The following is a 24,735-nucleotide window of genomic DNA, read 5'->3' as shown; positions in this document are numbered from 1 at the left end:
ATGAGCATGATGTGGTTGTTATCAGGGTGTTATTTTTTTGTTTTAAGTTCAAGGAGAATCATTATGCATTTAGCTCGTTTCCCACGTCTTAGGTTTGCACATCTTTCGACGCCTCTCGAGCCTATGGAACGTTTGTCTGAACTCTTAGACGGACCGAACCTGTGGATCAAGCGAGATGATTGTACGGGCTTAGCGGGTGGCGGTAATAAGACAAGGAAGCTGGAATTCTTAATGGCAGACGCGATTGAACAAGGCGCCAACACCATTATTACGCAAGGGGCGACCCAATCAAACCACGCTCGTCAAACCGCAGCGATTGCAGCGAAATGTGCAATGGAATGTTACTTGCTGCTTGAAGACAGAACGGGCTCAGAAGACCTCGACTACGTGCACAATGGAAACGTCATGTTAGACCAGCTATTTGGCGCGTCTCTTACCAAATATCCAGCAGGCACAGACATGAATCAAGCCATGTTAGATCTCGCTGAACAGCTCAGAGCGCAAGGTAAGAAGCCTTACATCATTCCCGGTGGCGGTTCGAACGCCATTGGTGCACTGGGCTACGTAAATTGCGCTTTGGAATTGGTTTCACAAGCCAACAATATGGGGTTGAAGATTGATCACCTTGTACACGCAACCGGTTCTGCGGGGACGCAAGCGGGTTTGGTGACGGGCCTTGTTGGCTCGAACGCTCAAATCCCACTGCTTGGTTTTGGCGTTCGTGTTCCTAAAGAGCAACAAGAAAATAACGTTTTCGCACTCGCCGGAAAAACCTGTGAAAAGCTGGGCATTCCTGGTGCTGTTAAGCGTAGCGATGTCGTTGCGAACTGCGATTACGTTGGTGACGGTTACGGGATTCCTGCGAAAAGCACGCTCGAAGCGATTGATTTGTTCTCCAAATACGAAGGTATTTTGCTCGACCCTGTGTATTCCGGCAAAGGTGCGGCTGGTCTTATCGATTTCATTCGAAAAGGGCATTTCAAAAAAGGAGAAAACGTTGTCTTTCTTCACACTGGTGGGGCTCAAGCACTGGCAGGGTATCGCGACGCTTTTGAGCTGCCTTCCTACGTGTAACCGGAACGCAAGGGCGAGTGAAATGCCCCCTAACTTTGACGCTAAGAAGAAGAGTGAGAACAGCCAATGAAATATTTAAAGCGGGCGGCTGCCGAAAACGAAGTGGTAAAGGAAGACGAGCGCATTCAGCAGGTAGTAAAAGAGATGTTAGAGCGTATTCGCCGCGAAGGTGAATCTGCTGTGGTGGAGTATGCCAAACAGTTTGATGGTTGGCAGGGAGGCACTTTTGTTATGTCGGCAGAAAAGAGAGCCCGACTGATTGCCGAAGTACCTCAGCGGGTCAAAGACGACATCGATTTTGCTCACAGGCAGATAAAACGTTTTGCTCAAGCCCAGCGCGACAGTCTGCAATCGTTCGATATCGAGACGGAAGAAGGGGTCACACTGAGCCAAAAGGTTATCCCAGTAAACTGCGCTGGTTGCTACGTCCCTGGTGGACGTTACGCCCACGCCGCTTCGGCTTTAATGAGTGTGGCTACCGCAAAAGCCGCAGGGGTAGCTAAGGTTGTTGCTTGCTCGCCGCCACGCGGAGGCAGCGTCGCCCCCGCTATTGTGTATGCGATGGACGTCGCGGGTGCGGATGTGATTCTGGAAATGGGTGGCGTACATGCTATAGCGTCGATGGCATTAGGGCTGTTTACAGGCAGACCTGCCGACATTCTCGTCGGTCCCGGGAACGCCTATGTTGCAGAAGCCAAACGTATGTTGTTTGGCGAAGTGGGCATCGATGTATTCGCAGGGCCGACTGAATCCGCCATCATTGCGGATCACACTGCCGATCCCATGACGATAGCTGTGGACTTGGTCTCGCAAGCGGAACACGGTCCGAATTCTCCAGTATGGTTGTTCACCACAAGCGAAGCGCTCGGGCTTCAAGTGTTGGACATTATGCCGAGAGTGATCGCTGACATGCCAAACGCTGATGTGTGTGAAGCGGCATGGCGAGATCACGGCGTGGTGATCCTTTGTGATACACGAGAAGAAACCGCAGAGGTCAGTGATGAGTGGGCATGCGAACACCTTCAAGTCATGGCCGAAGACTTAGACTGGTGGAAAGCCAACTTAAGCAACTACGGTTCTTTGTTCCTTGGGGAAGGCAGCACCGTGACTCATGGCGACAAGTGCTCAGGTACCAACCACATTCTTCCGACCAAAAAAGCCGCACGCTACAGTGGTGGCTTGAATGTTCAAAAATTCATGAAGATTTTGACCGTTCAGCAGATCAGCGAAGAAGCCAACCTTAAATTCAGTGCCGCAGGGTCGCGTATTTCGCGCACCGAAGGCATGGAAGGGCACGCACGAGCCTGTGATTGGCGGCTAAACAAATACTTTTCTGATGAGGAGTGGGATTTCGAGGTGTATCGCCAGCAGCGCTACGATTAACCAGTCCATCCCCAGCCCAAGGGAGGACTTATGGGCTGGAAATGGTAAGACGAAACAAGGAGCAAAGCCAATATGCAAAAATTCGAGAAGTCGTTCACTCAACAAGAAGCGATTCCGGAAAAAGCCATACAGTGCGCCGAAAAGGTGTTGCGCTCTGGTCGTCTACACCGATACAACAGCGATGTGGGGGGAGAGCCCACGGAAACCGAGCTATTGGAGTTGGAGTTCGCCCATTATGTCGGCAGTCGTTTTTGCTTAAGTTGTGCATCGGGCGGGTATGCACTGCATATTGCGTTGCTCAGTGTAGGGTTGAAATTGGGCGACAAAGTGTTGTGTAACGCGTTCACTCTGGCACCGGTTCCAGGGGCAATCACCAATGCAGGAGGTGTACCCGTGTTGGTCGAGACGACCGACGATTACACCATCGATTTGGACGACTTAGCCCAAAAAGCGCAACAGGAAGACGTGAAGTTCCTGATGTTGTCACACATGCGTGGTCACTTGGCAGACATGAACAAACTGATGACTATCTGTGAAGCGAACCATGTCACCGTAATTGAAGATTGCGCCCACACCATGGGCGCGAAGTGGGACGGAGTGCACAGTGGTCGGTTTGGCAAAGTAGCTTGTTATAGTACCCAAACCTACAAGCACCTGAATTCAGGAGAAGGCGGGCTTCTGACCACCGACGATGAAACCGTTATGGCCAAAGCGATCATCTATTCAGGTTCTTACATGCTTTACGAGCGCCACCTCGCAGCGCCGAGAGCGGAAGCGTTTGAGGGGATCGACACTGCCACACCAAATTTCAGTGGAAGAATGGATAACCTCAGGGCTGCCATTCTTCGTCCGCAACTGCAAGATATAGACGAGCAATGTGCCCAATGGAATCGGCGTTATGCTCTGCTGGAAGACGCGCTTTGTGATATTGAAGGTATGCGCTTTCCCCGTCGTCCGCCTCAAGAAGCCTTTGTGGGCAGTTCCATTCAATTCAATCTTGTTAACCAATCGGCCGACTTCATTCGCGAATTTGTCGTTCGCTGTGAAGCGCTTGGTGTCGTACTTAAGTGGTTTGGTGACGCCAAACCGAAAGGCTACACCAGCCAATATCAAAGCTGGGCTTACCTAGACACATCTGCAGAATTGCCTAATACCGATCGCGTATTAGCCACCATGCTGGATATGCGTATCCCGCTGACTTTTGACGAAAGCGACTGTACCCAGATAGCGGAAATCATTCGTTATGTTTGGGAGGACATGAATCAGCGAGCGTGCTGATGGGTCGTTAACCACAACAAACTAAGAGGAAAAGGAAATGAAATTCAAGCGAATGACAACGTTTCTCGCATTGTCGTGTCTTTTGCTGCCAATGATGGCCAGTGCAAAAACCATGAAGGTTGGAATGGGTGACCCGATTAACTCGGATCAAGGGGCATACGCGACACGATTTAAGCAATTAGTGGAAGGGTATTCAGACGGCGAAATCAAAGTCAAACTGTATCCCAATGGGGCGTTGGGTAGCGAAACAGAAATGGTGCAAAATACGCGCCTTGGCACCTTGGATATGGCGTTAGTGGGCATTGGGAACGTCACGCCGTTTTCTCAGAAACTGGGTGCGCTCACCATGCCTTATCTGATCACTAATTCAGCCGATGCGGTAAAAGTCACCACGGGTGAGCTGGGGGTATATTGGAATGAACTCGCCAACCAAGAAGCCGCGGTGAACATTCTTGGCTGGACGTATTCTAACTTCCGTCATCTCACTAACTCGAAACGTCCAGTGAAGAGCTTGGCAGACGTGAAAGGCATGAAGATTCGCGTACCTCAAAATTCCATCATGCTGGCGTCTTGGGAAGCGTGGGGTGCGAACCCTATTGCCATGGCGTGGACCGAAACTTTCACTGCGCTGCAACAAAAAGTGGTGGATGGGCAAGACAACCCGTACATCGTGAACAACACCATGAAGTTCTACGAGGTGCAAAAGTACTTAACGGAAGTGCACCATCAATATTCTTTGCAACCCATGCTGATGGGTAAGCGCACCTTCGATAAGTTAAGCCCAGAGCATCAAGCCATTCTGACTCGCGCAGGGTTGGAAGCGCAGCAGTACGCACTGGTTTTCCAGATGACCGAGGCCGAGAAAGCCAAGCAAAACATGATCGCCAATGGCGTAGAAGTGTCGACCCTTCAAGATGAAGACCAGTGGATTCAAATAGCGAAAGACAAAGTATGGCCTGCGTTTTACGAATCCATCGGTGGCAAAGCCAGCTTTGATGATGTGATCCGCAAAATGCAATAAGACGATACTGGGGCAGCGTAGGCTGCCCCTTATTGTCTCAGAACCTAAGGAGGGCTTATGTTAGAGCGTTTAAAAGTGCTGGATAAGCTAGAGAATTACGTGTGCCAGTTTTTACTCTGCTTGTTCATTACGTTGTTGTTTGTTCAGGTTGTTATGAGGGTAGTGTTCAACTACGGCATTCCTTGGAGCGAAGAGTTATCCCGTTTTGCCTTTGTGTGGTTCGTATTTTTGGGATCTTCCTACGCGGCACGCTTGTCGGCACATAACCGTGTGACATTCCACTTGAAAATGCTGCCAGCCACAATCAGAAAAGCCATCGAATGTATTGGCGATGTGTTTTGGGTGTTGTTTAACGCGTTAATGATTTTTAAAAGCATCGAAGTGATTCAAAGTTTGATGGAATTTCCGTTTAAGTCGCCAGCTTTAGGGTGGTCGATGGCGTTTCTCTATTTTATTTTCCCTATTTCATTTTCTCTCACCATTGTTCGGATCATTCAGGTGAATTACCTGAAGCTGGTGAAGGGGGTCGAGTTTAAAGACGTGGACGATGTGCAGAGCGTTTAAGTTCGCATGCTGATCGTGAATTTTCTCAAAGGAATTTGATTATGACGGCACCGTTTGTCTTATTCAGTATGTTTTTCTTCTTCCTTGTGATTGGAGCCCCCATCGTGGTTGCGCTAGGTGCTTCGGCAATGGCAGTGTACATCGCTACGGGCGACGATTTCATTTCTCTGGTTCAAACGGCTTGGGCAGCCGTGGATTCTTTCCCCATCATGGCGTTGCCAGCGTTTATTTTGTCGGGGGCGTTAATGCAAGCCTCTGGTATCTCTCGTCGATTGGTCAATATTGCCGAATTACTGGCCGGCAATATGGCGGGTGGGCTGGGATTTTCCGCTATCTTGGCCAGTATGTTTTTTGGCGCAATATCCGGCTCTGGACCTGCCACCACGGCGGCTGTTGGTATGTTGATGATTCCTGCTTTAGTCGACAAAGGTTACAACAAAGGGTATTCCGCTGCGTTAACCGCCTCTTCTGGTGGCTTGGGCGTGGTAATTCCCCCGAGTATCCCAATGGTAATTTATGGCGTGACCGCGAGCGAGTCGATCACTCAGCTTTTCATAGCAGGCGTCATTCCCGGCATCTTACTGGCTTTTGGTCTTATGCTGACCAATTATCTGATCAGTAAAAAGAAAGGCTATTCCGCTGGCGAGAATAGGGCCAAAGGATCGCTGCGCAAAGCGTTAAGAGATGGTATTTGGGCGATGTTAGCGCCGGTTGTGATTCTGGGGGGAATCTATTCAGGCTTGTTTACGCCAACCGAGGCCGCGGTTGTTTCGGTCTTTTATACGCTATTTGTGGGCATTTTTATCTACCGAGAGCTTTCTATTCCGGGAATCAAAGAATCACTCAACTCAACCACATGGCTTACTGGGCGTGTACTGATCATTATGTTCACGGCAACCGCGTTTGGTCGTATTCTGGTGGAAAACGATACCCCTGCTGTGATCGCTGATGGCTTACTGGCTCTGACCGACAACTTAGCGCTGATCTGGCTGATTGTGATTGTTTTCCTTATCTTCGTGGGCATGTTCATGGAAACACTGGCAACCATCATGATCGTGACGCCCGTACTTCTGCCAGTGATGGTGAGTTTGGGTGTGCACCCCATTCACTTTGGGGTGGTATTAGTGTGTTGCTGTGAGATTGGGTTTTCGACCCCGCCACTTGGGGAGAACATGTTCATCAGTTCCAGTATTGCTAAGGTTTCGATAGAAGAAATATCGGTGAAAGCCATTCCGTTTGTGCTGGTGGAAATTGGTATCGTGTTACTTATGGCGTACATACCTGAAACCGTTATGTGGCTACCCAGCTTGATTGGATATTAAGGAGTTCTGGAATGAAGCGTGAACTTGTTGTAGGCATCATCGGTGGAATGGGACCAGAAGCCACGGTCGACTTAATGCATAGAGTGATAGCCTTGACGCCTGCAAGCGATGACATCGACCATATCCACATGATCGTCGACAATAACCCCAAAGTGCCTTCTCGAATTAAAGCCATCATCGAAGGCACTGGGGAAAGCCCAGCTCCAGTGATCGCCGACATGGCGAAAAGGTTGGAGTCGGCAGGGGCAGACTTTCTGGTTATGCCTTGCAATACTGCGCACTGGTATTATTCTGATGCGCAGCAAGCGGTATCGATTCCTGTGGTAAATTTACCGGAATTAGTCGCCGGCACCCTTCGGCAGCAACACTCAGATATTCACCAAGTCGGTATGTTGGCCTCGACGGCGTTGATCAAAACCGAGCTTTATCAGCCTGTATTTGAGAAGCGTGAGTTAACACCTGTCTTCCCGCAAGAAGTTTTGCAAAACCAGTTGATGGATTTGATCAAAAAAGTGAAAGCCAAAGCGTATGACGAGCACGATCTGGCGCACTTTTCACAGGCGGCAGAACAGTTAAAAGCGCAAGGCGTAGGCTGCTTGGTGATTGCGTGTACTGAGTTGTCAGTGATTTCGGAAAGCTTGCAATCGTCACTGCCAGTTTACGACGCATCTGAATTGTTGGCGCAACACATTGTCACGCGAGTCAAAGGATAATTGACAAGGTAACCCGACCCAGCATCAGACGAAGATGACCGCTGTTTGAAGTAAAAAAGGAGCTAGTAGGTTCGTTTACCCGGTTTTCTACCCCGGATAGTTTTTATATTCACTGCCGCTAGATAGTCCTCTCTATAATTTTTTGAGGTGAGTATTAGCTCGGGAACAGTGATACGAATGACGGTTCCGGCACGAACAATTGTTTTTGAGTTTTTACCAGGAATGAACGAGATATCTCCTTTTTGTAGAGTTACCCCTTTGTGAAAGATGGGTAGATGGTTGATTTTAAGCCCTTTGACAAGCTCAAAGCCAAATAACGTTAACCCCTTGTTGGATTCGGACAATGTCTCTTTAAATTCAGCTTCAACGGTAATAGGCGCTGAGTGGACTATGTTGCTGAGTTGTTCGACTTTACGTTGAACGGACGCAGAAAATACCCATTCATTCAGAATTGGTTCCCACTTTCCCCCAAGTCTCAAACACTCTTTATAGGTGAAAACATTTTTTTTCCCCGTATTAAGTGTACAAATAGCAATAGAATCCTGTTGAGAAAGAGGTAAAGTCAGTTTAAATACAGCGTCAGAGGCGTGATGAGATTGCTTGTCGGTAATTTCTTCAACATGAAGTTTAAAATGACCGAGAGGTAAATCTTGGCTGAACTCATCAATGATGATTCGGCAGTGTTTGCCTACAGTGCCGTCAATGTTACATCGAAAATAATGTTCGCACTTTTCTAGGATTTCAAAGTCACGCACTAGTGATCACCTGTCTTGCTGATAATTTTCTCAGCCAGCTTTTTTTGCTCAATTTCTTCAATTTCTTCAATAGAAACTGTTGAGTCTGCGACCTCACTCTTTTTCCGGATCGTAGCCAGAATTCTACTGCCGAGTTTATGCTCAAATGCTTTGCCATTCGCTATGATGTTGTCTATTTGTCGATCATTTTCCGTTTGGACATGGGTGTTCATATGTTGGCTCGCGATGAGTTGCTGTTCTTCAAATTTATGATCCATGTTTTCGAGTAGTACTTCTCGGAACCATTGCGTATATTTTCTATTGAACTCGCTTTCGAAGTTCCTGTCCGAGAATTTTCTGACTTCATTCATCTTGTATCGCTTGATGAATTTTTCAACACGATCAAGTTCTTGAAAAGGGATCGGATGATGAAACAGATTTCGCCTCGCTCGATACATGGTTTCTTTTGTTGGTGAATTTGCAAGTTGTCTAAGCCGAACTAACGAAGGGGGCCATTCCCTATCTTCATCTAGTCTCTCTAAAAGGTTAGCTTCCAATCGTAAGTATGACTCAGGCGTTAGAGAGACTGCGAACTTCATAAAATGTACGTCGGGTTCCTCTCCAAAGAAATGCTTCATTTTCGAGTCAAACGCTTGCATCAACATAAACCAGACTTTTAGTATCTGTTTGCTTTTCCCCTGTTTTTTGTATTCGTCAAGTGCGAGCTGAGATCTGGTATTGGTCAGACGAGAAGAGTCTGAAGTGGTTGTGGCGACATCGGTTTTACTCTTGGGATGATTCGTTTGGTATGAGGAGCTTGAGGTGGATTGATTTTGCTTAGCTGCTTTGCCTAACTGTTCTAAACGCTCTTCAAACGAAATACCAAGGTCTGATACGTTTTGTGGCTTGTTAAAGTTATCACTCATATTTTGGACCGTATAATTTAGTTAAATTTCAAGCTAGAGCAAATATATAGTGAGTCTAGTCGTCGAGATCATCATTAAGGTAGTCTTGGAATTTTTCTTCAAAAGCACTTAATGCCGATTGTTTCGCCGGTCTATTCGCATTGTTCGAATTTGAGTTGGAAAAAACAGCATTCTTATAATGTTCTATTTTTTGATGCAGTCTATTTGTGAGCTGATTGATTGTGAAGATTTTCTCACCTGAGTTGTGCACATCAATGACAAAAGAATCCCAAATGTCCTTTCGTCCATGAACCCCTTTTTTGTACATCAAGCCTTCCGCCCAATGCGGTATCTCTTCCATATGTATTTCTAGGACACTATATTGTTTTTCAGTAGAACGTCGATTCAGTGGGGTAATTTGAGCTTTCTGGGTGCGGCTCAGTTTCCCTTTGTTATTATTTTGATATTGCATTAAGCGTTCATTTTGCTGTTGCGCCAGCGCATACAAGTCAACGCTATTTTCAGGTGTTTGGTTTGTCGCCTGCCCTAAATTGAGTTTACCAACAAATTCTTTCTGTGATGGAGGCTGGCTTTTATGCAGTGTTACCAAGCCATTAGCATTGTGAACTAAATGGTGAAGTACCGTTTTCAGAACCCCTTCACTTAATTCGGTTAGATCACGCAGTTCGGTAATCGAAGTACAGAACGTTCCTTTTCTGTCTGCTAACTCTGCTAGCGCTAATAGAAGTAGTTTGTCCTCTGCTTTGGCTGCTTTATAACTCCATACTAAACTGGATAATTTTGAAGACATTGTAGTACCTCATCAATGAACAAACTGATTATCGGTGAGTGCCAAAAGATAATCAATGGAGATTTAAAAGCGGGGGAGTGAAAGTTAACATTTGAGAACAATAGATATGAGTGACTTCTCAGTGCATGATACACAAAAAAGCCGCTGAAAAAATTCAGCGGCTTTTTAGAATGTGGCGGAGAGATAGGGATTTGAACCCTAGATACGCTATTAACGTATGCCGGTTTTCAAGACCGGTGCTTTCAACCACTCAGCCATCTCTCCGTTGCTGGAGCGCATATTATATAGGGTTGATAACCTTGTAAACCCCTAAGTGGTTTGTTTGATTGAAAAAACGTCAAAACCATCAAAAAAGAAGTATGACTGATTGCAGGGTGATCAGTTCGTGTGTTTTTTCGGCAGCTTGGTGTTAAGTCACTGTGTATTATTCACCGACTTGAAGGGAATGGAAATTCTGTTTGATATTGGGGCAATAAAGACCGTTGAGTGAACCAACAAGGTCATAAAGCAATTGCTTTAGTGCAAATGCAAAAAACCGCTGTAAAAACAGCGGTTTTTTTAACATGGTCGGACTGACTGGATTTGAACCAGCGACCCCTGACACCCCATGACAGTGCGCTACCAAGCTGCGCTACAGTCCGATAAAAACACTGTAAACGGTTTTCTTGCTATGAGTCAACGATTTTTAGCCTTTACCATGAACAAGTGCTTGATATTTATTCACCTGTCATTGCTCGGTGTAAAATCTTTTCTGTTCAGTGAGGCCTTGCATTAAGATCGAGAGTTTAGGGGTGTCATCGCGTTTTCTGTTGTATTCAGAATCGTACACTTTGTAGTTGCCAAATCGGTCGACAACTGTTGTTTCATCGTCTGTAATCATCGCGACTTCTCGTCGGTTACCTGCAATGATCCAGTTCCTTTCATCGGTATCAAACAAACTGCGTCCGCTACTGTAATCTGTCGGGTTTGAACTGACACCAAGGATTTGGTGCATCAATGTAGGCGATAAGTCCAAATGACTGGTTTTACGCGTAAATTCTGTCGCTTCTTTTCCTGGCCACTGAATGATCATCGGCACCTGAAGCTGAAAGCGACTGTAATTGGTGCTGGAACCCCACGAGCTACTCTTCGTTTCATTAAATTCTGTGCCGTGGTTCGATGTCACAATAACCACGGTATTATTGGTTAGCTTCAATTGTTCTAGCTTTTCAAACATCGATGCCAATAGCTGGTCTGCTTGCATCGTTGAATTCATATAACCTTCTTTCAGTTGAGCTTCCAATTGGCTGCCTGGAATGGTTGGGAGAGCCGATTCAAAGTTGGCTAGCCCATTGAGTTCGACATAACTAAACCATGGCTGGTTTGGTTTAGATTCTAACCAAGTAGACCAGTTCGATATTGCCGCCTTATCGTCTGTTGTTTCTGAGGCCGTTGAATCTTCTGGCAAAAAGTCTTTAAAAATGATGTCACGGTACAATTTGTCTGCAAAGTTGTCGCCACTAAATAAACCGAAGTTGTAATTTTTCTTTTTCAAAAGTTGAATGAACAATGGCGGCTCTTGTTGTGCTTTTATGCTATCGGCATAGCTGCTTGGCAAACCGTAGAACAAACCAAACACACCGTACGTGTCATTACTGGCACTATAATGATTGGTGTAATTCAAATGTTTCTTTGCATAGGCGTTGAGCGTTGGCATGGTGTTAGGCGTAACGGCATCGGCTCTCAGGTTATCAACCATGATGATTAAGACGTTTAGAGCTTTGCCTCTGCTTTCGTATACCAAAGGTTCTATCGGGTATTGAACCAGTTTTACATCGCCCGAATAGCTATCCAGTCGATCCAAATATTCTTCTTTGTCCAACAAGCCATGCTTTTCCATAAAGCTCTTTGCTGTCATGGGGTAAGAAAGCGGGAAGTTTGCGCGTTGGCTGGTGATGGGGTTATAGAAGAACGCATCTGCCCAGATGTAGATTAGATGGCTTGCAATAAAGCACACGAAAAAAACGGCAGCAATTGGTTTGCCAATGTGTTTATGGGCAAGTTTTCTCTTTTTACGCCATATCCATTCCGCTAAGGCTAGCTGCATTAAAAAGATAATAGGGACAAAAATAAAAAATTGTTGCCACTCTGGCGTAAAGTTACCTTCTTTACTGATCAATAAATTAAAAATGACTGGGTTTAAATGCAAATGAAGGCTTTGATAAACCTGCGTATCAAGCAGTAAAACACTGAGACCGACCGTTGCAAAGCACGCCGAAAGAAAACGGAACAATTTCCGTGATGGCACCAAAAAGGTGAGCGGAAATAGCACTAGTATGTAGACAGCAAAAACCAAAAAAGCAAAATGCCCAAGCCAAGAGACGGCTAAATAGACTTGCCCCAAAAAGGTGTCGGGCCATGGGGACTGAGTAATGTACCGCGTACCAATCAGCATTGCCGAAATGATGTTGAAGAAGGCAAACCAATGCCCCCAACTCACAAGGCGAGAAACGCGTTCACTGTATGTATTTTCGCTATCTACCATTTATATATCAGTCTTATTGAGTGGCATCGCCATTGACGGATGAGATAAGTGCTTGAGCGAATTTTTCAGCAATTACCTTACGTTGTGAAGCAGGAACGTTTTGATTTAAGACATTCGTTGCGATATTTCCTGCAATCATCAATGAAAGCTCTGTATTTGCCCCGTTTTTGTCAAGTACGGCTGCAATCTCTGCCAAGATAGATTCAACTTGTTCGTCGCTGTATTTAGATGTAATCGGCATATAGACTCTGATAATGATAGTAAAAGCGGCTTATGATAACCTACTCTCCCTCTCAACTGAAACTAGAACACAACAAAATATTATGAGTTTGCATCTTTCAAACGTCATCCTTCATAAGCTGGTTAGAAATGAGCAAGAAGAATTGACCGTTAATTTTCGTCAAGAGTCGCTTCCTAATGAAGGTTCATCGGAAAGCCTTGTTGCCGAACTGCATCGCGTTTTTAACAGCAAAGCCAGCAAAGGCTTTGGTACGTTTAAATCAGACAGTGATTTTAAATCATGGCTGCAAGAACTTCGCCAAGGTGAGAAGAGCTTTTACGATTTTTCTCAGATAAGTGCTACAAGGTTGAAAGAAGAACTGTCAAAGTACCCATTTGCGGACGAAGGCATTTTGGTTTTTGCAGAGTATCAATCACTGGCTACCGAATATTTGTTTGTCGGTTTACTTCCATCCAATGAAAGCTTGAAAGTGACAGAAGGGCTAGAAATCAGCGCAACCGATTATCTCGATATAAGCAAAATGGATATTGCGGCAAGAATAGACCTATCTACTTACGCCACAGATAAAGAGTCCAACCGATACCTGACGTTTATTAAGGGTCGAGTAGGGCGTAAAGTATCGGATTTCTTCTTAGATTTCCTCCAAGCTGAGGTGGGGCTTGATACCAAGGTGCAGAATCAGGTTCTAATGCAGGCGGTAGAGGATTTTTGCTCCGACTCAAAACTTGAAAAAGAAGAAGCGATTCAATATCGCAAGCAAGTTTTCGATTACTGTAATGAACAGATTAAATCGGGTGATGAAGTCGAAATTCGTGAGCTATCTGACGAATTGCCAACGAGTAATGATGGAACCAGTTTCTTAGACTACACTCAAGAGCAAGGTTATGATCTTGAAGAAAGTTTTCCTGGCGATCGTTCAGCCGTGCGAAAGTTAACGAAGTTTGTTGGGGCAGGTGGCGGCGTTTCCATTCAGTTTGATAGTTTGTTGTTAGGTGAACGTATTTTTTACGATCCGGAAACAGATACACTGACGCTAAAAGGGACGCCACCTAATTTGCGAGATCAGTTAACACGCCGTTCGTAGCTTTGCACAGGTAAGGTGGTTGTGGGCCACCTTAATTGAATAAACCAACTTGAATAAACCAACGTAGTCTAAAGAGCTATTTTATGGATGAAAGTAGCAAAAAAAACATCAAGGTTCTCATTTTTTCTGTCCTATCTATTTGGGGCGTTTTCTCTACCGTCTTTTACATTCAATTCAGTCAGTTGCGTCAGGATGCGGAATCTATCGATTTGCTGTCTAGTCGGATGGAAGAGTTTCGATACGCCTTGTCTTTTCCAGACCCTATTCGGGCTCAACATATTGAGCAAATGTCGCTTAATCTTGAACTCGTTAAATCCGCTGCTATTCAGATTGAGTCAGCGAGTCCTATGGGCTTTTGGAGCCCAGAAACGGCGCAATTGGTTTATCTGACTAAGCGGTTTGTAGAGCGAGCTGAAAATTACTTGAACGTTGCTATGAATATTCGAGGGCTTTCGGAGCAAATCCTCAAGGCTAAAAGTAGTGAAGGCACGCCGGAAGGGTTGGTTTCTCTATACAATGAGCTAGGGGCGTACATGTTTAGCTCATTTTATGCCGATGCCAATCTTAACCCTCCCAACTTTATGACGCTCGAATCAATAATGCTCCGATCTGAGCAATATGACGTAGCACATAAGAAACAGATTCAATCTTTACTTTCTCAATCCTCCATTATTTTGGCTGAACACGCTCAACTCAGTTATGTCACGGAAGAAATCATCAAGCATTCGGTTGTGAGAGAGATTGATGCAGTTAGATTTGGCTTTAAAACATCAGAAAAAAGGATTCTCACACTCACACTTTTTTTGAGTGGTTTGCTGATTTTCTCTCTCTCTTGGTTTGCGTTCATTGGGCGTTCAAAAGCATCGGATTCGAAAGCGCCTATAGATGAGCTCAACGCCCCTAAAGAGAAAGAGACGATGTCATCGACTCATGTTGTCGTTGACGAAAGAGGCCGTGCTAGACGCGTCCAAGATTTAGGTTCCCAAAAACCAAGTGCTCATGTGTCTTTTGTTCCACCTGTTGAAAGTAAGAGCCGAAGTCACGAAAAAGATACCGTGAATTTTTCAAATGCTGCTCTCCCGAGCGCTTTTGACCCAGGTATGATGCTCGAAACCTTTGATCAGGATGAAGACTCTGTTTTGATCGTTCTGAATGTATTTTTGCAAGACCATAGTGATGACGCCAATAAGTTGAAAGAAGCGCTGAAAAAAGAAAAAAATCAGGCGCATCGTATCGTGCATAGCCTGAAAGGTGTCGCGGGCAATTTAGGTGCCTCGAGGCTTAAAAGTATTTGTACCGAAATAGAGATGGGCTTGAAAGAAGGCTCTCTCCCATCAGAACAATCAATGTTAGAGCTTGAACAGTGTTTAAAGCGTACCGTTGATGATGTCGAGTCTTACTTGGGAACGGTGAGTACAGCTTAGATCCTTGCTTAGGAATACACGCAATGAAGTCGCTATGGTGTTTTGTTTAGAATCGATTTCTTTCAATCTGCATACACAATCTTTCTTGAATCATGGCTACCTGTACAATTCCAAAAATCACTAATTTCCCTTGTTTCACGGCTTTTTTATTCATTTAGGGTGAAAAGGCTTGTTTTCATGTCTCAAAAATCTTATAGATGGGGGAGTTTGTTTAAAAGAGACATGGAGCGTAAACAATGAGAGTAGGTCTTGTAGGCTGGCGTGGTATGGTCGGTTCGGTTTTGATGCAGCGAATGGTCGAAGAGAAAGACTTTGATGTCATTGAGCCCGTTTTTTACAGCACCTCACAGGTTGGTATTCCAGCCCCAAACTTTGGTAAAGAGGCAGGTGTTCTTCAAGATGCGTTTGATATTGAAAGCCTGAAACAGCTTGATGCTGTTATCACTTGTCAAGGCGGCAGCTATACAGAGAAAGTATACCCAGCATTGCGTCAGGCTGGTTGGAAAGGCTATTGGATCGATGCAGCGTCGACACTGCGTATGGCTGAAGACTCCATTATTACACTAGATCCAGTTAACCTAGCGCAAATTCAGCAAGGTATTCATGCTGGTACAAACACGTTTGTGGGTGGTAACTGTACGGTTAGTTTGATGCTTATGGCACTGGGTGGGCTTTACGAAAAAGGCCATGTTGAGTGGATGAGCGCAATGACGTATCAAGCTGCATCGGGTGCCGGCGCACAGAACATGCGAGAGCTTATTTCTCAAATGGGCGTGATCAACGATTCTGTTAGTACGGAACTTGCCAATCCAGCGAGCTCTATTCTCGATATTGATAAAAAAGTGGCAGAAACACTGAGAGCTTCTTCCTTCCCAACAGATCAATTTGGTGTACCTCTTGCGGGTTCTTTGATTCCTTGGATCGATGTGAAACGCGATAACGGTCAGAGTAAAGAAGAATGGAAAGCGGGTGTTGAAGCAAACAAAATCCTTGGCTTTCAAAGCTCACCCATTCCTATTGATGGCACATGCGTTCGTATTGGTGCAATGCGTTGTCATGCTCAGGCGCTCACCATCAAACTAAAACAAAACATCCCGATGGATGAGATTGAAGAAATGATCGCAACCCATAATGACTGGGTGAAAGTGGTTCCGAATGATCGCGATGTTACTGCGCAGGAACTGACGCCAGCTAAAGTGACGGGCACGTTATCTGTTCCTGTAGGTCGTTTACGTAAAATGTCGATGGGAGACGAATTTCTTAATGCCTTCACTGTGGGGGATCAGCTACTTTGGGGAGCAGCGGAACCGTTACGTAGAACGTTAAGAATTATTTTGTCTGAGAAGTAATATTTTCAACCACATAGATCTATTAGTAAGCGCTTCTGATTCAGAGGCGCTTTTTGTTTACTGTCAATTTGACTTAATCCCTTTCCATTTTTTCTAAATGTGCATTCAGGCTATGTCCTAATTATTTCCTAGCATTTACGTACTTCTGACTGGCAATTTTTGACATCCAACTATACTCATAGTAATAGACTACCAGTTGTAAGTTGAAGGAAAGGCAATGCTTAGGCTGAATGATGGGTTTTCAATGCTTGAAGGGCTAATGGGAATGACGGTATTCTCACTAATGGCAGTCACCGCTGCACCTAAGTTTTTCAGTATGCAAACCGAATACAATCAAGCCCTCGTTGAGGGATTGGCAAGCAAGATTACACACGCCGCCGAAGTCGCTAAGATTCAAGCGATTGAAGAGGGCGTGGAGCATGATGAGTTCGGCATGCTACAAGGATTAGGTCAACTTCAATTTGGCTACCCGAGTGTTAGGATTGGTGGTTTGGCGAATTTTGTCGATATTGATATGGGATACCGTCATACCGATAAACCTTGGGTTTGGGTTGCGCACTATGCCGCTCAAGCAAATCGAAAAGATTCGTGGTTGCTGACTCGTTCTGAGTGGGTCAAACACCCGAGCCGAAGTGGTATTTTAGAAACTCAGTGCTACATAAAATATACCGCACCAATGTATTCAGGCGACCGCTTCATCGTTGAAAGCGTTACTCGTGGCTGCTGACTTTCGTTTTTTCTGATTCATGCATGTCAACCGGTACAACTCTCGCGTCTGGTGATGCTAATTCTCCCCCACAATGCTTACAGTAGCGTGCATCCGATTCATGCCCATTGCTTGAACAGTTAGGGCACTTCACTAAGTTTCGGTGTGCATTCATTTCATGGCTGAGTTCCGCTGTAATAATCCCTGTTGGCACTGCCAAAATAGAATACCCCAACAGCATCGTCAGTGATGCAATGGCTTTCCCAATAGAGGTTTGAGGAACGAGATCACCATACCCAACGGTGGTTATGGTGACGATGGCCCAATAAATACTCTGCGGAATGCTGGTAAAGCCATTATGGGGACCTTCTATCACGAAGATCAGTGAGCCAAAAATCGTCACTAATATAGCGACGGTACTGAAAAAAATCAGAATTTTCCTACGCGACATCAACAGCGAGCGAAGGAGTAAATTTGAATCTTGAAGGTAACGAACCAACTTTAGAATTCTGAAGATGCGCATTACACGGAGTAATCGAATAACTGCAATGAAAGATGCAGAAGGGAAAATCAGCACAAAGTAAGTAGGTAAAATGGCTAGTAGATCAATGACCCCATAAAAGCTCTTAGCGTATGCGCTAGGTTTCGGCGAGCAGTAGAGCCGAAGAAGATACTCAACGGTGAATAAGGCTGTAAAGGCATACTCTGCATAAAGCAGCCTTGTGGACCATGTACTTCCTGCAGGCAGTGTTGAGTCAATCACTAAAACGGTCAATGATGCCAAAATTGCAATGATAAGCGTTATGTCGAATATTCTACCAGCAGTGGTGTGAGTGCCGAAAATAATGACGTAAAGGTGATGTTTTAGAACGTGTTGTGACATGTTGAATATCAATTTGGAATCCTTGCTAAGTATCTTAACCGAATTTGGGGAGATAAAAAGTCCCCGTACAAGGCAAACGTTGGGTTAAAGCGGAAGTGTATTTGAGCTAATAGTCTGAAGGCGTAAATTAGGCTGAATACGTAAGGTACGTCGACATATGTTCAACTCGCTAGACTGGTTTCCCCTCAAAGATCTCGTTAGACAAGGGCACATCCGAGGTGATGTAAACGTGCTCCAAAAGGTCTTTAAAATATAGGGTTATTATCTTCTGGTAATGAGGTGAATTTCAACGATTTGCTCTGCATGTTGAGTGAGTATTCCCCGTTACTAGCATGCGGTAATGAATGTGTTACAAGATGTGAAATGAGTAGAAATGAAAGGTGTTTTGTAAGAGTATGACAAATTGTTAAAAAGCGTGCCGTACTCATTTATTTGAAACGGTTGCATGGTGAGTAACCAGTTGTGATCAAAATGTGGAACGGATGTATTCTGTTCCATAAATGAAAATTTATTACAAAATGATGTTGTATTAAAAATTTATTTATTTAGTTGATTCTTTTTTGACCATATTGTTATTTCTAATTAATTTTTAATAAAATCATAAGGTTAATGTTGATTTGCTTTTGTGTATCCCAGTAAGTGGTATTTAGTTTTTCATAACTGATCTGAGTCAATTTATTTCATACTATGAAATATTATACTCAGTCCTGAAAGCAATTTACTAAGACTGTGGTTCGATAAGTGATTGACGAAATGCTCAAAGCGTAAGGTCGCAACCTTAATAAAAAGTTTTTAATATTTTTCTATTTTAGGAGATTCATTATGCCTGTAACTAATCTGGCTGAACTTGATGCAATGGTCGCACGTGTTAAAGCGGCTCAAGCAGAATTTGCTACTTTTTCTCAAGAGCAAGTAGACAAAATTTTCCGCGCAGCATCGCTTGCCGCTAACCAAGCTCGTATTCCTCTTGCGCAGCAAGCGGTAGAAGAGTCTGGTATGGGTATTGTTGAAGATAAGGTTATCAAAAACCACTTTGCTTCTGAGTACATCTACAATAAGTATAAAGATGAAAAAACATGTGGTGTTCTAGACGAAGATGAAAGCCTCGGTACCATGACAATCGCTGAGCCAGTCGGCATCATTTGCGGCATTGTCCCAACAACGAACCCAACTTCGACCGCAATCTTCAAATCTCTAATTTCTTTGAAGACTCGCAACGCAATTATTTTCTCGCCTCACCCTCGCGCAAAAAACTCGACAAATGATGCAGCGAAGCTTGTTCTCGATGCAGCGGTTGCAGCGGGTGCTCCAAAAGACATCATTGGTTGGATTGACCAGCCTTCTGTGGAGCTTTCTAATGCGCTTATGAAGCATGACGACATTGCTCTTATCCTTGCTACTGGTGGTCCAGGCATGGTTAAGGCAGCGTACTCTTCAGGTAAACCAGCCATCGGTGTTGGTGCAGGTAACGTTCCTGTCGTTATCGACGAAACAGCAGATATCAAACGTGCAGTCGCTTCAATCCTAATGTCTAAGACTTTCGATAATGGTGTTGTTTGTGCTTCTGAGCAGGCTGCCATCGTCGTTGATGATGTTTACGACGAAGTGAAAGAGCGTTTTGCTTCTCACAAAGCTTACGTCCTAAGCAAAGATGAAGCCGCAAAAGTACGTAAAGTTCTCCTCATCGAAGGCAACCTAAACGCGAAGATCGTTGGTCAACCTGCATCAGCGATTGCGGAAATGGCAGGCGTAACAGTACCAGCAGACACGAAAGTACTGGTTGGTGAAGGGTTAGGTAAAGTGTCGTACGACGATGAGTTCGCACATGAGAAATTGTCTCCGACTCTTGGTCTATTCCGCGCTGATAATTTCGAAGACGCAGTGGCGCAAGCAGTAACGATGGTTGAGATCGGTGGTATTGGTCACACATCTGGTCTGTACACGGATCAAGATAAGAACGCAGACCGTGTTCGTTACTTTGGCGACAAACTAAAAACCGCTCGTATTTTAATCAACATCCCAACGACTCACGGTGGTATTGGTGACTTGTACAACTTTAACGTTGCGCCATCACTGACATTGGGTTGTGGTTCATGGGGTGGTAACTCCATTTCTGAGAACGTAGGTCCTAAGCACTTAATTAATAAGAAAACTGTAGCTAAGCGAGCTGAGAATATGTTGTGGCATAAACTACCTAAGTCTATCTACTTCCGTCGCGGCAGCCTTCCAGTAGCACTTGGCGACCTTGAAGGTAAGAAGCGTGCATTCATCGTAACAGACCGTTTCCTATTCAATAACGGTTACGCAGATGAAACCATCAGCATCCTGAAAGCGAACGGTATGGAAGTACAAACGTTCTTTGATGTAGAAGCGGATCCAGTATTGTCTGCTGTACAAAAAGGCGCAGACTCAATGAAGAGCTTCCAGCCTGATGTCATCATCGCGCTTGGTGGTGGTTCACCAATGGATGCAGCAAAAATCATGTGGGTAATGTACGAGCACCCAGAAACGGCATTTGAAGACCTTGCAATGCGCTTTATGGACATCCGTAAACGCATCTACAAGTTCCCTAAAATGGGTAAAAAAGCCGAAATGGTTTGTATCCCAACCACGTCAGGCACAGGCTCAGAAGTGACACCATTCGCGGTTGTTACAGATGATAAAACGGGCGCAAAATACCCACTGGCGGACTACGAGCTAACGCCTCAAATGGCTATCATCGATGCGAACCTAGTAATGAACATGCCTAAGTCTCTGTGTGCATTTGGTGGTTACGATGCGGTGGTACACGCACTAGAAGCTTACGTCTCGGTTCTTGCTAACGAATACTCTGATGGTCAAGCTCTACAAGCGCTTAAGATGCTAAAAGAGTACTTACCATCAAGCTACGCGAACGGTTCTAACGACCCAATTGCTCGTGAGAAAGTTCACAATGCGGCAACGATTGCTGGTATCGCGTTTGCCAACGCATTCCTAGGTGTTTGTCACTCTATGGCACACAAGATTGGTGCTGAGTTCCACCTTGCTCATGGTATGACTAACGCAATGTTGATTGATAACGTAGTACGTTACAATGCAAACGACAATCCAACTAAGCAGACGGCATTCTCTCAGTACGACCGCCCACAAGCGCGCCGTCGTTACGCAGAAGTGGCAGACCACCTAGAGCTAACTCAGCCAGGTGACCGCACGGCTCAGAAGATCGAGCGCCTTCTAGGTTGGTTGGACGAGCTGAAAGATAACTTGGACATTCCTAAGTCTATCCAAGCAGCAGGTGTGAACGAAGCTGACTTCCTAGCGAAGATTGATGAACTGGCGGTTGACGCGTTCGATGATCAATGTACTGGTGCGAACCCACGTTACCCTCTGATTTCTGAGTTGAAAGACGTGATGTTGTCTGCATATTACGGTAAGCCATACATTGAAGGTGAAACGTTCGAAGGCACGACAGTAATCAAGAAGAAAGCAGACCAAGTGGCTACTAAATCAGCACCTAAAGCTAAAGTAGCAGCGAAAGAAACAAAGAAAGAAAAAGCGGAAGCGTAAGCCAGATACTGAAAAAGGTTTTCGCTAGCACTTGATAACCTTTCGGGAAAAATAAAGCTCCACCATCTGGTGGAGCTTTTTCTGTCTCGTCCCCCGTGAATACCGAGAATAAGCAATGTTCTCTATGCTTCTGAGGACATTACACGACCATTAAAGTAGTCATTTGAGACTATGTATTCAGTATTTCTAATCATTTCATCCTGCATATACGCCCAATCACCATTGGCACTGTCCTTAGTGCAAAATTGCGTAGGTATCACGCCACCTACACGAATATTAAATGGAACAAGCTCTTTCGCCCACGTTTGAGTAAATCCAACGATCATCGCAGAAACATTCTCAAGCCCCTCGGGCGGATTGTGTTGCTGGTGCGAGGTTAAATTCACAATAACCCCCGACTTTTTGTGCATTCGCATCCTCAGAGCGCTGGCTTTCCCGTAACCATATAAGGATGAAGCCAATGATGACAATTTATGAGTGAACTCTTCTCCTTGTTCATTCCCAAATAGCCTTGGAAGCGGCATGCTGGGCCAATTATTTATGAGTACATCAACACCATTTGAAAATCGCTCATCAATGTAATTAAACAAGGACTGAATACTCTCGGAAGAGTGGTCGGGAAGCGGATAATAATAAATATTATCAGACAAAGTGCGGCAACGTTCTACAGTATCTAAAAGTGCTATCGAGTCAGTGTCCGCGACAACAACGCTAGCTCCTAAAGAGGTAAAATGCACTGCTAATGTACTGCCTAATCCTGAGCCTGCAGAGGTGATTAAAACCACTGAGTTTCGTATATCCATTGGGATACCTCACTCTATTTAACATATTGTTATTATTGATCTTTAAGTTATTCACACAGAACCATGGATAAGTTGTGATTAAGTAGAAAGTAATGTGTGAATAACTATCATGGGAAAAATAACGGGTTCATGATGTGAATAGCATCATAGTTTTCTAATGAAAGGGCATTAGAGGCATTCTTTAGGATTCGAGTCGCGCTAGAAAAGCTTATGACCTGAAACTGTATCAATTGTGAGGCTACGTTATTGCTTACTTTCGGTTAGGCAGACATCTTAAGCTTGTGCAGAAGGTTTGCTTCAGACATCTGTTTGTAGATTTCTTGAGGGACGACTTTGGTTACAGTTGCTTCAGCCAGTTTGCGGCGTTCGTGCCCAGACAAGTTATGATAAACCTCTTCAGGTAGGTCATAGGTGCTCTGAGGCAAGTATGCCAGCGCGTCGGGGGTAAGACCGTGGGCGAGTCTCACACTAGTAATCCCCGATTTATGGAATAAATTTGCCTGCGTGGCAGATCGTTCATAGGACTCTTCATTAGAACGAAGAGTCTGAGGGGCTGCCAAGTCAAACTGCTTTCTTAGCTTATCATCGCTGATTGCTTGTGTTTCTATTGTTTCAACGGGTGTGTTGTCTCGAACATCGTTTGAAAACATGGACACAAGTAAAGCAAAGTCGGCACGGCGCCCTGCGTTGACTGCCTGACTGATGTCAGAGCCAACATTGAGTTCGCTGATGATAGCCGCTTTGTCTAATGTATGAATGTTCATGATGCTCCTCGCTCGATGTTCTTATAGCGGCGGGAGAATCATTAACTTTAGGAAATTTTGAGTTTTTCTACTTATCTATAACTTAGGTTATTTACAAAAAAATAGGTGACTAAAGAGTCGCCTATTTTTTGAACCAACTGAGCGGTTTTGCCACCTATGCTCTCGTTGAGGTTACTGCCTATCTTCAGCCATCATTCACTCTTTTTGTAAATGACGGAATGATGATCTTTTACAAATTGGTTCACCTGATCAACATAGCTGGCGGATGATGAGTATTTCCGACTGTCGTTAGATGCAACGATATTCACCAGCACCAGATGACAAACCGCAATCAGGAAGAACAGCTTAAATCGCTCTGGCTTGCTTTCCATAAATTGCCTAACACCATATAGGATTGGGATAATGGCGAAAGGGTAGGCGAGCATTAAGTGCCAATAGTTGAACGTGATAGGTGCTAGGGCGGCACATATAAGAATCGCGGCGAAGACACCAAAAACATAAAGTGGTAGCCAATCTTCTTTCGTGGTGACGGCTTCCGAATTTCGAATCATAGGCTTTACGCGCTTCCACAAACGCCAGCTATAGCGAGCAGACACAACAACCGTAAATGCACCGACTCCAAATACCCAAGCTTTCCAGATATAGACTAAAGCCAGTCGAGCGAATTCTATTGTTGTGATCCACTCGAATGTGCTGTTTGCGATGGCTTTGTTAGAGAACATCATGGATCCATAACGAATCCAATAAAGCACAGATTTTAGAACAGGGTATACATGGGTGAGTCCGTAGCCGATGTAGCGATCACTTTCTTGCACAATTTGTTCATTGTTCGCCATCTCGATGAAGTAGGGAATCAGTGACGCTCCGGTAACCAAAACCCCACAGACTACACCAGTCCAAGACACTTTCCCTAAACCACGATACAGCAAATACAACGAGACAAGTGCCAAGAGCGGCCATGAGAAATGAAGCTGCATTGCCATGCCGATAGAAAGCACATGCAAAAAACTGTACCCAAACGACACATCTTCGCGCATTTTGAAAGCAGTCCAAAAATGAAGTGCCGCAAAAAACAGAAGGTAAGAAGGGTTATAGAGGACGTTGTCGTATTGCATCCATGGACTAAACCAAACGAGCAATACAAACACCAGTCGTATGGGTTTTGAAAAATAGTGTTTAAGAACGGCATCCAAGATAAAAACAGAAGCAATACGGATGGCAATTAAAAAGACCATCGGCGCCCAAGGGGAATCCCATAAAAGAAGCGGACCGCCTACCACTAATGCAGAGAGGTAACCGGGTACATTGCCAACGGTGCTGCCATAATTGCCAAACGGAAGCCAATTGCCCGCATAAGCGCCCATGTAGCCCTTGAGAAGCATTTGATCTTGGTCGCCATCCAGTAGCTGGTTTCCCGAATAATAAATGGAGAAGGCAGTGCCAACAGCCAGTATAAGAAAGAACAGAATTTGAAAGTGCTTTTCTAAATAAGCGTCAAATTTCACGGTGAGCCTTTGAGGTATTAGAAATAAGATATGGTGAATATCCTACCTTTTTACCTACTTACATCAAGTTACAAATCGCTCAGAGTCCAAAAAAATAAGAG

Annotated in this window: 21 protein-coding genes and 2 tRNA genes; 12 read left to right on the top strand and 11 right to left on the bottom strand. The window is 44.8% G+C overall.

Translation table 11 applies throughout. From position 1 onward, the window contains the following. Nucleotides 1-63: 63 nt before the first annotated feature. The 7 genes from HC752_RS20290 to HC752_RS20260 all read left to right on the top strand — a co-directional run bounded on the left by HC752_RS20290 (nucleotide 64) and on the right by HC752_RS20260 (nucleotide 7,355). Nucleotides 64-1,074: a D-cysteine desulfhydrase gene (locus HC752_RS20290; protein ID WP_190337022.1), complete on the top strand. Its 1,011-nt coding sequence runs from the start codon at nucleotides 64-66 to the stop codon at nucleotides 1,072-1,074. Between the two features lie 66 nt (nucleotides 1,075-1,140). Further along, a complete protein-coding gene (gene hisD, locus HC752_RS20285) occupies nucleotides 1,141-2,457 on the top strand; it encodes a histidinol dehydrogenase (protein WP_190337021.1) in 1,317 nt (438 codons plus the stop codon). Nucleotides 2,458-2,529: 72 nt separating this feature from the next. After that, nucleotides 2,530-3,735, top strand: coding sequence for a DegT/DnrJ/EryC1/StrS family aminotransferase (locus tag HC752_RS20280; protein ID WP_190337020.1), 1,206 nt, complete (start codon nucleotides 2,530-2,532; stop codon nucleotides 3,733-3,735). A gap of 37 nt (nucleotides 3,736-3,772) precedes the next feature. Continuing rightward, nucleotides 3,773-4,756 carry a TRAP transporter substrate-binding protein gene (locus tag HC752_RS20275; RefSeq protein WP_190337019.1) on the top strand — a complete coding sequence of 328 codons (984 nt, stop codon included), beginning with the start codon at nucleotides 3,773-3,775 and terminating at the stop codon, nucleotides 4,754-4,756. A 57-nt stretch (nucleotides 4,757-4,813) separates the two neighbouring features. Then, nucleotides 4,814-5,320, top strand: coding sequence for a TRAP transporter small permease (locus HC752_RS20270; protein ID WP_190337018.1), 507 nt, complete (start codon nucleotides 4,814-4,816; stop codon nucleotides 5,318-5,320). Between the two features lie 41 nt (nucleotides 5,321-5,361). Continuing rightward, nucleotides 5,362-6,642 carry a TRAP transporter large permease gene (locus HC752_RS20265; RefSeq protein WP_190337017.1) on the top strand — a complete coding sequence of 427 codons (1,281 nt, stop codon included), beginning with the start codon at nucleotides 5,362-5,364 and terminating at the stop codon, nucleotides 6,640-6,642. 11 nt (nucleotides 6,643-6,653) lie between these two features. Further along, nucleotides 6,654-7,355 (top strand): aspartate/glutamate racemase family protein, encoded by a 702-nt coding sequence (locus HC752_RS20260; RefSeq protein ID WP_190337016.1) that lies wholly within the window; start codon nucleotides 6,654-6,656, stop codon nucleotides 7,353-7,355. A gap of 62 nt (nucleotides 7,356-7,417) precedes the next feature. On the opposite strand, the gene HC752_RS20255 is transcribed toward HC752_RS20260, so the two are convergent. From HC752_RS20255 to HC752_RS20225, 7 genes are all read right to left on the bottom strand, one after another. Continuing rightward, nucleotides 7,418-8,110: a hypothetical protein gene (locus tag HC752_RS20255; RefSeq protein ID WP_190337015.1), complete on the bottom strand. Its 693-nt coding sequence runs from the start codon at nucleotides 8,108-8,110 to the stop codon at nucleotides 7,418-7,420. Continuing rightward, entirely contained in the window at nucleotides 8,110-9,015 is a 906-nt protein-coding gene (locus tag HC752_RS20250) for a hypothetical protein (protein WP_190337014.1), read from the bottom strand. Before HC752_RS20250 ends, HC752_RS20255 begins: the two co-directional genes overlap by 1 nt. Nucleotides 9,016-9,070: 55 nt before the next feature. Continuing rightward, nucleotides 9,071-9,805, bottom strand: a complete 735-nt coding sequence (locus HC752_RS20245) for a hypothetical protein (protein WP_190337013.1) — start codon at nucleotides 9,803-9,805, stop codon at nucleotides 9,071-9,073. Between the two features lie 173 nt (nucleotides 9,806-9,978). Continuing rightward, nucleotides 9,979-10,069, bottom strand: a tRNA-Ser gene (locus tag HC752_RS20240). 300 nt (nucleotides 10,070-10,369) lie between these two features. Continuing rightward, nucleotides 10,370-10,446, bottom strand: a tRNA-Pro gene (locus HC752_RS20235). Nucleotides 10,447-10,532: 86 nt separating this feature from the next. Beyond that, nucleotides 10,533-12,329, bottom strand: coding sequence for a DUF3413 domain-containing protein (locus HC752_RS20230; RefSeq protein ID WP_190337012.1), 1,797 nt, complete (start codon nucleotides 12,327-12,329; stop codon nucleotides 10,533-10,535). A 13-nt stretch (nucleotides 12,330-12,342) separates the two neighbouring features. Then, entirely contained in the window at nucleotides 12,343-12,570 is a 228-nt protein-coding gene (locus HC752_RS20225) for a YejL family protein (protein ID WP_190337011.1), read from the bottom strand. Between the two features lie 82 nt (nucleotides 12,571-12,652). Between HC752_RS20225 and yejK the strand changes: the two genes are divergently transcribed. The 4 genes from yejK (at nucleotide 12,653) to HC752_RS20205 (ending at nucleotide 17,154) form a co-directional block, all read left to right on the top strand. After that, the gene (gene yejK / locus HC752_RS20220; protein ID WP_190337010.1) at nucleotides 12,653-13,654 is read left to right on the top strand and encodes a nucleoid-associated protein YejK; all 1,002 of its coding nucleotides are present in this window, start codon (nucleotides 12,653-12,655) and stop codon (nucleotides 13,652-13,654) included. A gap of 83 nt (nucleotides 13,655-13,737) precedes the next feature. Then, complete coding sequence (locus HC752_RS20215) at nucleotides 13,738-15,078, top strand: Hpt domain-containing protein (RefSeq protein ID WP_190337009.1); 1,341 nt, start codon at nucleotides 13,738-13,740, stop codon at nucleotides 15,076-15,078. Between the two features lie 236 nt (nucleotides 15,079-15,314). Next, a complete protein-coding gene (asd, locus tag HC752_RS20210; protein WP_190337008.1) occupies nucleotides 15,315-16,427 on the top strand; it encodes an aspartate-semialdehyde dehydrogenase in 1,113 nt (370 codons plus the stop codon). Between the two features lie 217 nt (nucleotides 16,428-16,644). After that, nucleotides 16,645-17,154 (top strand): pilus assembly FimT family protein, encoded by a 510-nt coding sequence (locus HC752_RS20205; RefSeq protein ID WP_190337007.1) that lies wholly within the window; start codon nucleotides 16,645-16,647, stop codon nucleotides 17,152-17,154. Here the strand turns inward: HC752_RS20205 and HC752_RS20200 are convergent. Further along, nucleotides 17,138-18,016, bottom strand: a complete 879-nt coding sequence (locus tag HC752_RS20200; RefSeq protein WP_190337006.1) for an ion transporter — start codon at nucleotides 18,014-18,016, stop codon at nucleotides 17,138-17,140. The two genes, HC752_RS20205 and HC752_RS20200, sit on opposite strands and share 17 nt — an antisense overlap. A gap of 822 nt (nucleotides 18,017-18,838) precedes the next feature. Here HC752_RS20200 and adhE point away from each other — a divergent pair. After that, complete coding sequence (adhE, locus tag HC752_RS20195) at nucleotides 18,839-21,562, top strand: bifunctional acetaldehyde-CoA/alcohol dehydrogenase (protein ID WP_190337005.1); 2,724 nt, start codon at nucleotides 18,839-18,841, stop codon at nucleotides 21,560-21,562. Between the two features lie 122 nt (nucleotides 21,563-21,684). Here adhE and HC752_RS20190 read toward each other — a convergent pair whose 3' ends face one another. From HC752_RS20190 to HC752_RS20180, 3 genes are all read right to left on the bottom strand, one after another. Next, nucleotides 21,685-22,365: an SDR family oxidoreductase gene (locus HC752_RS20190; protein ID WP_190337004.1), complete on the bottom strand. Its 681-nt coding sequence runs from the start codon at nucleotides 22,363-22,365 to the stop codon at nucleotides 21,685-21,687. 260 nt (nucleotides 22,366-22,625) lie between these two features. Then, nucleotides 22,626-23,129 carry a VC2046/SO_2500 family protein gene (locus HC752_RS20185; protein ID WP_190337003.1) on the bottom strand — a complete coding sequence of 168 codons (504 nt, stop codon included), beginning with the start codon at nucleotides 23,127-23,129 and terminating at the stop codon, nucleotides 22,626-22,628. 191 nt (nucleotides 23,130-23,320) lie between these two features. After that, on the bottom strand, nucleotides 23,321-24,634 hold the full coding sequence (locus tag HC752_RS20180) for a 3-deoxy-D-manno-octulosonic acid transferase (RefSeq protein ID WP_190337002.1): 1,314 nt from the start codon (nucleotides 24,632-24,634) through the stop codon (nucleotides 23,321-23,323). Nucleotides 24,635-24,735 lie beyond the last annotated feature (101 nt).

This window comes from Vibrio sp. S9_S30, from assembly GCF_014694455.1.
Classification (GTDB): domain Bacteria; phylum Pseudomonadota; class Gammaproteobacteria; order Enterobacterales; family Vibrionaceae; genus Vibrio.
Note: the sequence above shows the minus strand (reverse complement) of the source record. Positions and strands in the feature narration are given on the sequence as shown.

Coding starts and splice junctions, on each gene's coding strand:
- HC752_RS20290 (WP_190337022.1), top strand. CDS start 64: ATGCATTTAGCTCGTTTCCCACGTCTTAGGTTTGCACATCTTTCGACG.
- hisD (WP_190337021.1), top strand. CDS start 1,141: ATGAAATATTTAAAGCGGGCGGCTGCCGAAAACGAAGTGGTAAAGGAA.
- HC752_RS20280 (WP_190337020.1), top strand. CDS start 2,530: ATGCAAAAATTCGAGAAGTCGTTCACTCAACAAGAAGCGATTCCGGAA.
- HC752_RS20275 (WP_190337019.1), top strand. CDS start 3,773: ATGAAATTCAAGCGAATGACAACGTTTCTCGCATTGTCGTGTCTTTTG.
- HC752_RS20270 (WP_190337018.1), top strand. CDS start 4,814: ATGTTAGAGCGTTTAAAAGTGCTGGATAAGCTAGAGAATTACGTGTGC.
- HC752_RS20265 (WP_190337017.1), top strand. CDS start 5,362: ATGACGGCACCGTTTGTCTTATTCAGTATGTTTTTCTTCTTCCTTGTG.
- HC752_RS20260 (WP_190337016.1), top strand. CDS start 6,654: ATGAAGCGTGAACTTGTTGTAGGCATCATCGGTGGAATGGGACCAGAA.
- HC752_RS20250 (WP_190337014.1), bottom strand. CDS start 9,015: ATGAGTGATAACTTTAACAAGCCACAAAACGTATCAGACCTTGGTATT.
- HC752_RS20245 (WP_190337013.1), bottom strand. CDS start 9,805: ATGTCTTCAAAATTATCCAGTTTAGTATGGAGTTATAAAGCAGCCAAA.
- HC752_RS20230 (WP_190337012.1), bottom strand. CDS start 12,329: ATGGTAGATAGCGAAAATACATACAGTGAACGCGTTTCTCGCCTTGTG.
- HC752_RS20225 (WP_190337011.1), bottom strand. CDS start 12,570: ATGCCGATTACATCTAAATACAGCGACGAACAAGTTGAATCTATCTTG.
- yejK (WP_190337010.1), top strand. CDS start 12,653: ATGAGTTTGCATCTTTCAAACGTCATCCTTCATAAGCTGGTTAGAAAT.
- HC752_RS20215 (WP_190337009.1), top strand. CDS start 13,738: ATGGATGAAAGTAGCAAAAAAAACATCAAGGTTCTCATTTTTTCTGTC.
- asd (WP_190337008.1), top strand. CDS start 15,315: ATGAGAGTAGGTCTTGTAGGCTGGCGTGGTATGGTCGGTTCGGTTTTG.
- HC752_RS20205 (WP_190337007.1), top strand. CDS start 16,645: ATGCTTAGGCTGAATGATGGGTTTTCAATGCTTGAAGGGCTAATGGGA.
- HC752_RS20200 (WP_190337006.1), bottom strand. CDS start 18,016: ATGTCACAACACGTTCTAAAACATCACCTTTACGTCATTATTTTCGGC.
- adhE (WP_190337005.1), top strand. CDS start 18,839: ATGCCTGTAACTAATCTGGCTGAACTTGATGCAATGGTCGCACGTGTT.
- HC752_RS20190 (WP_190337004.1), bottom strand. CDS start 22,365: ATGGATATACGAAACTCAGTGGTTTTAATCACCTCTGCAGGCTCAGGA.
- HC752_RS20185 (WP_190337003.1), bottom strand. CDS start 23,129: ATGAACATTCATACATTAGACAAAGCGGCTATCATCAGCGAACTCAAT.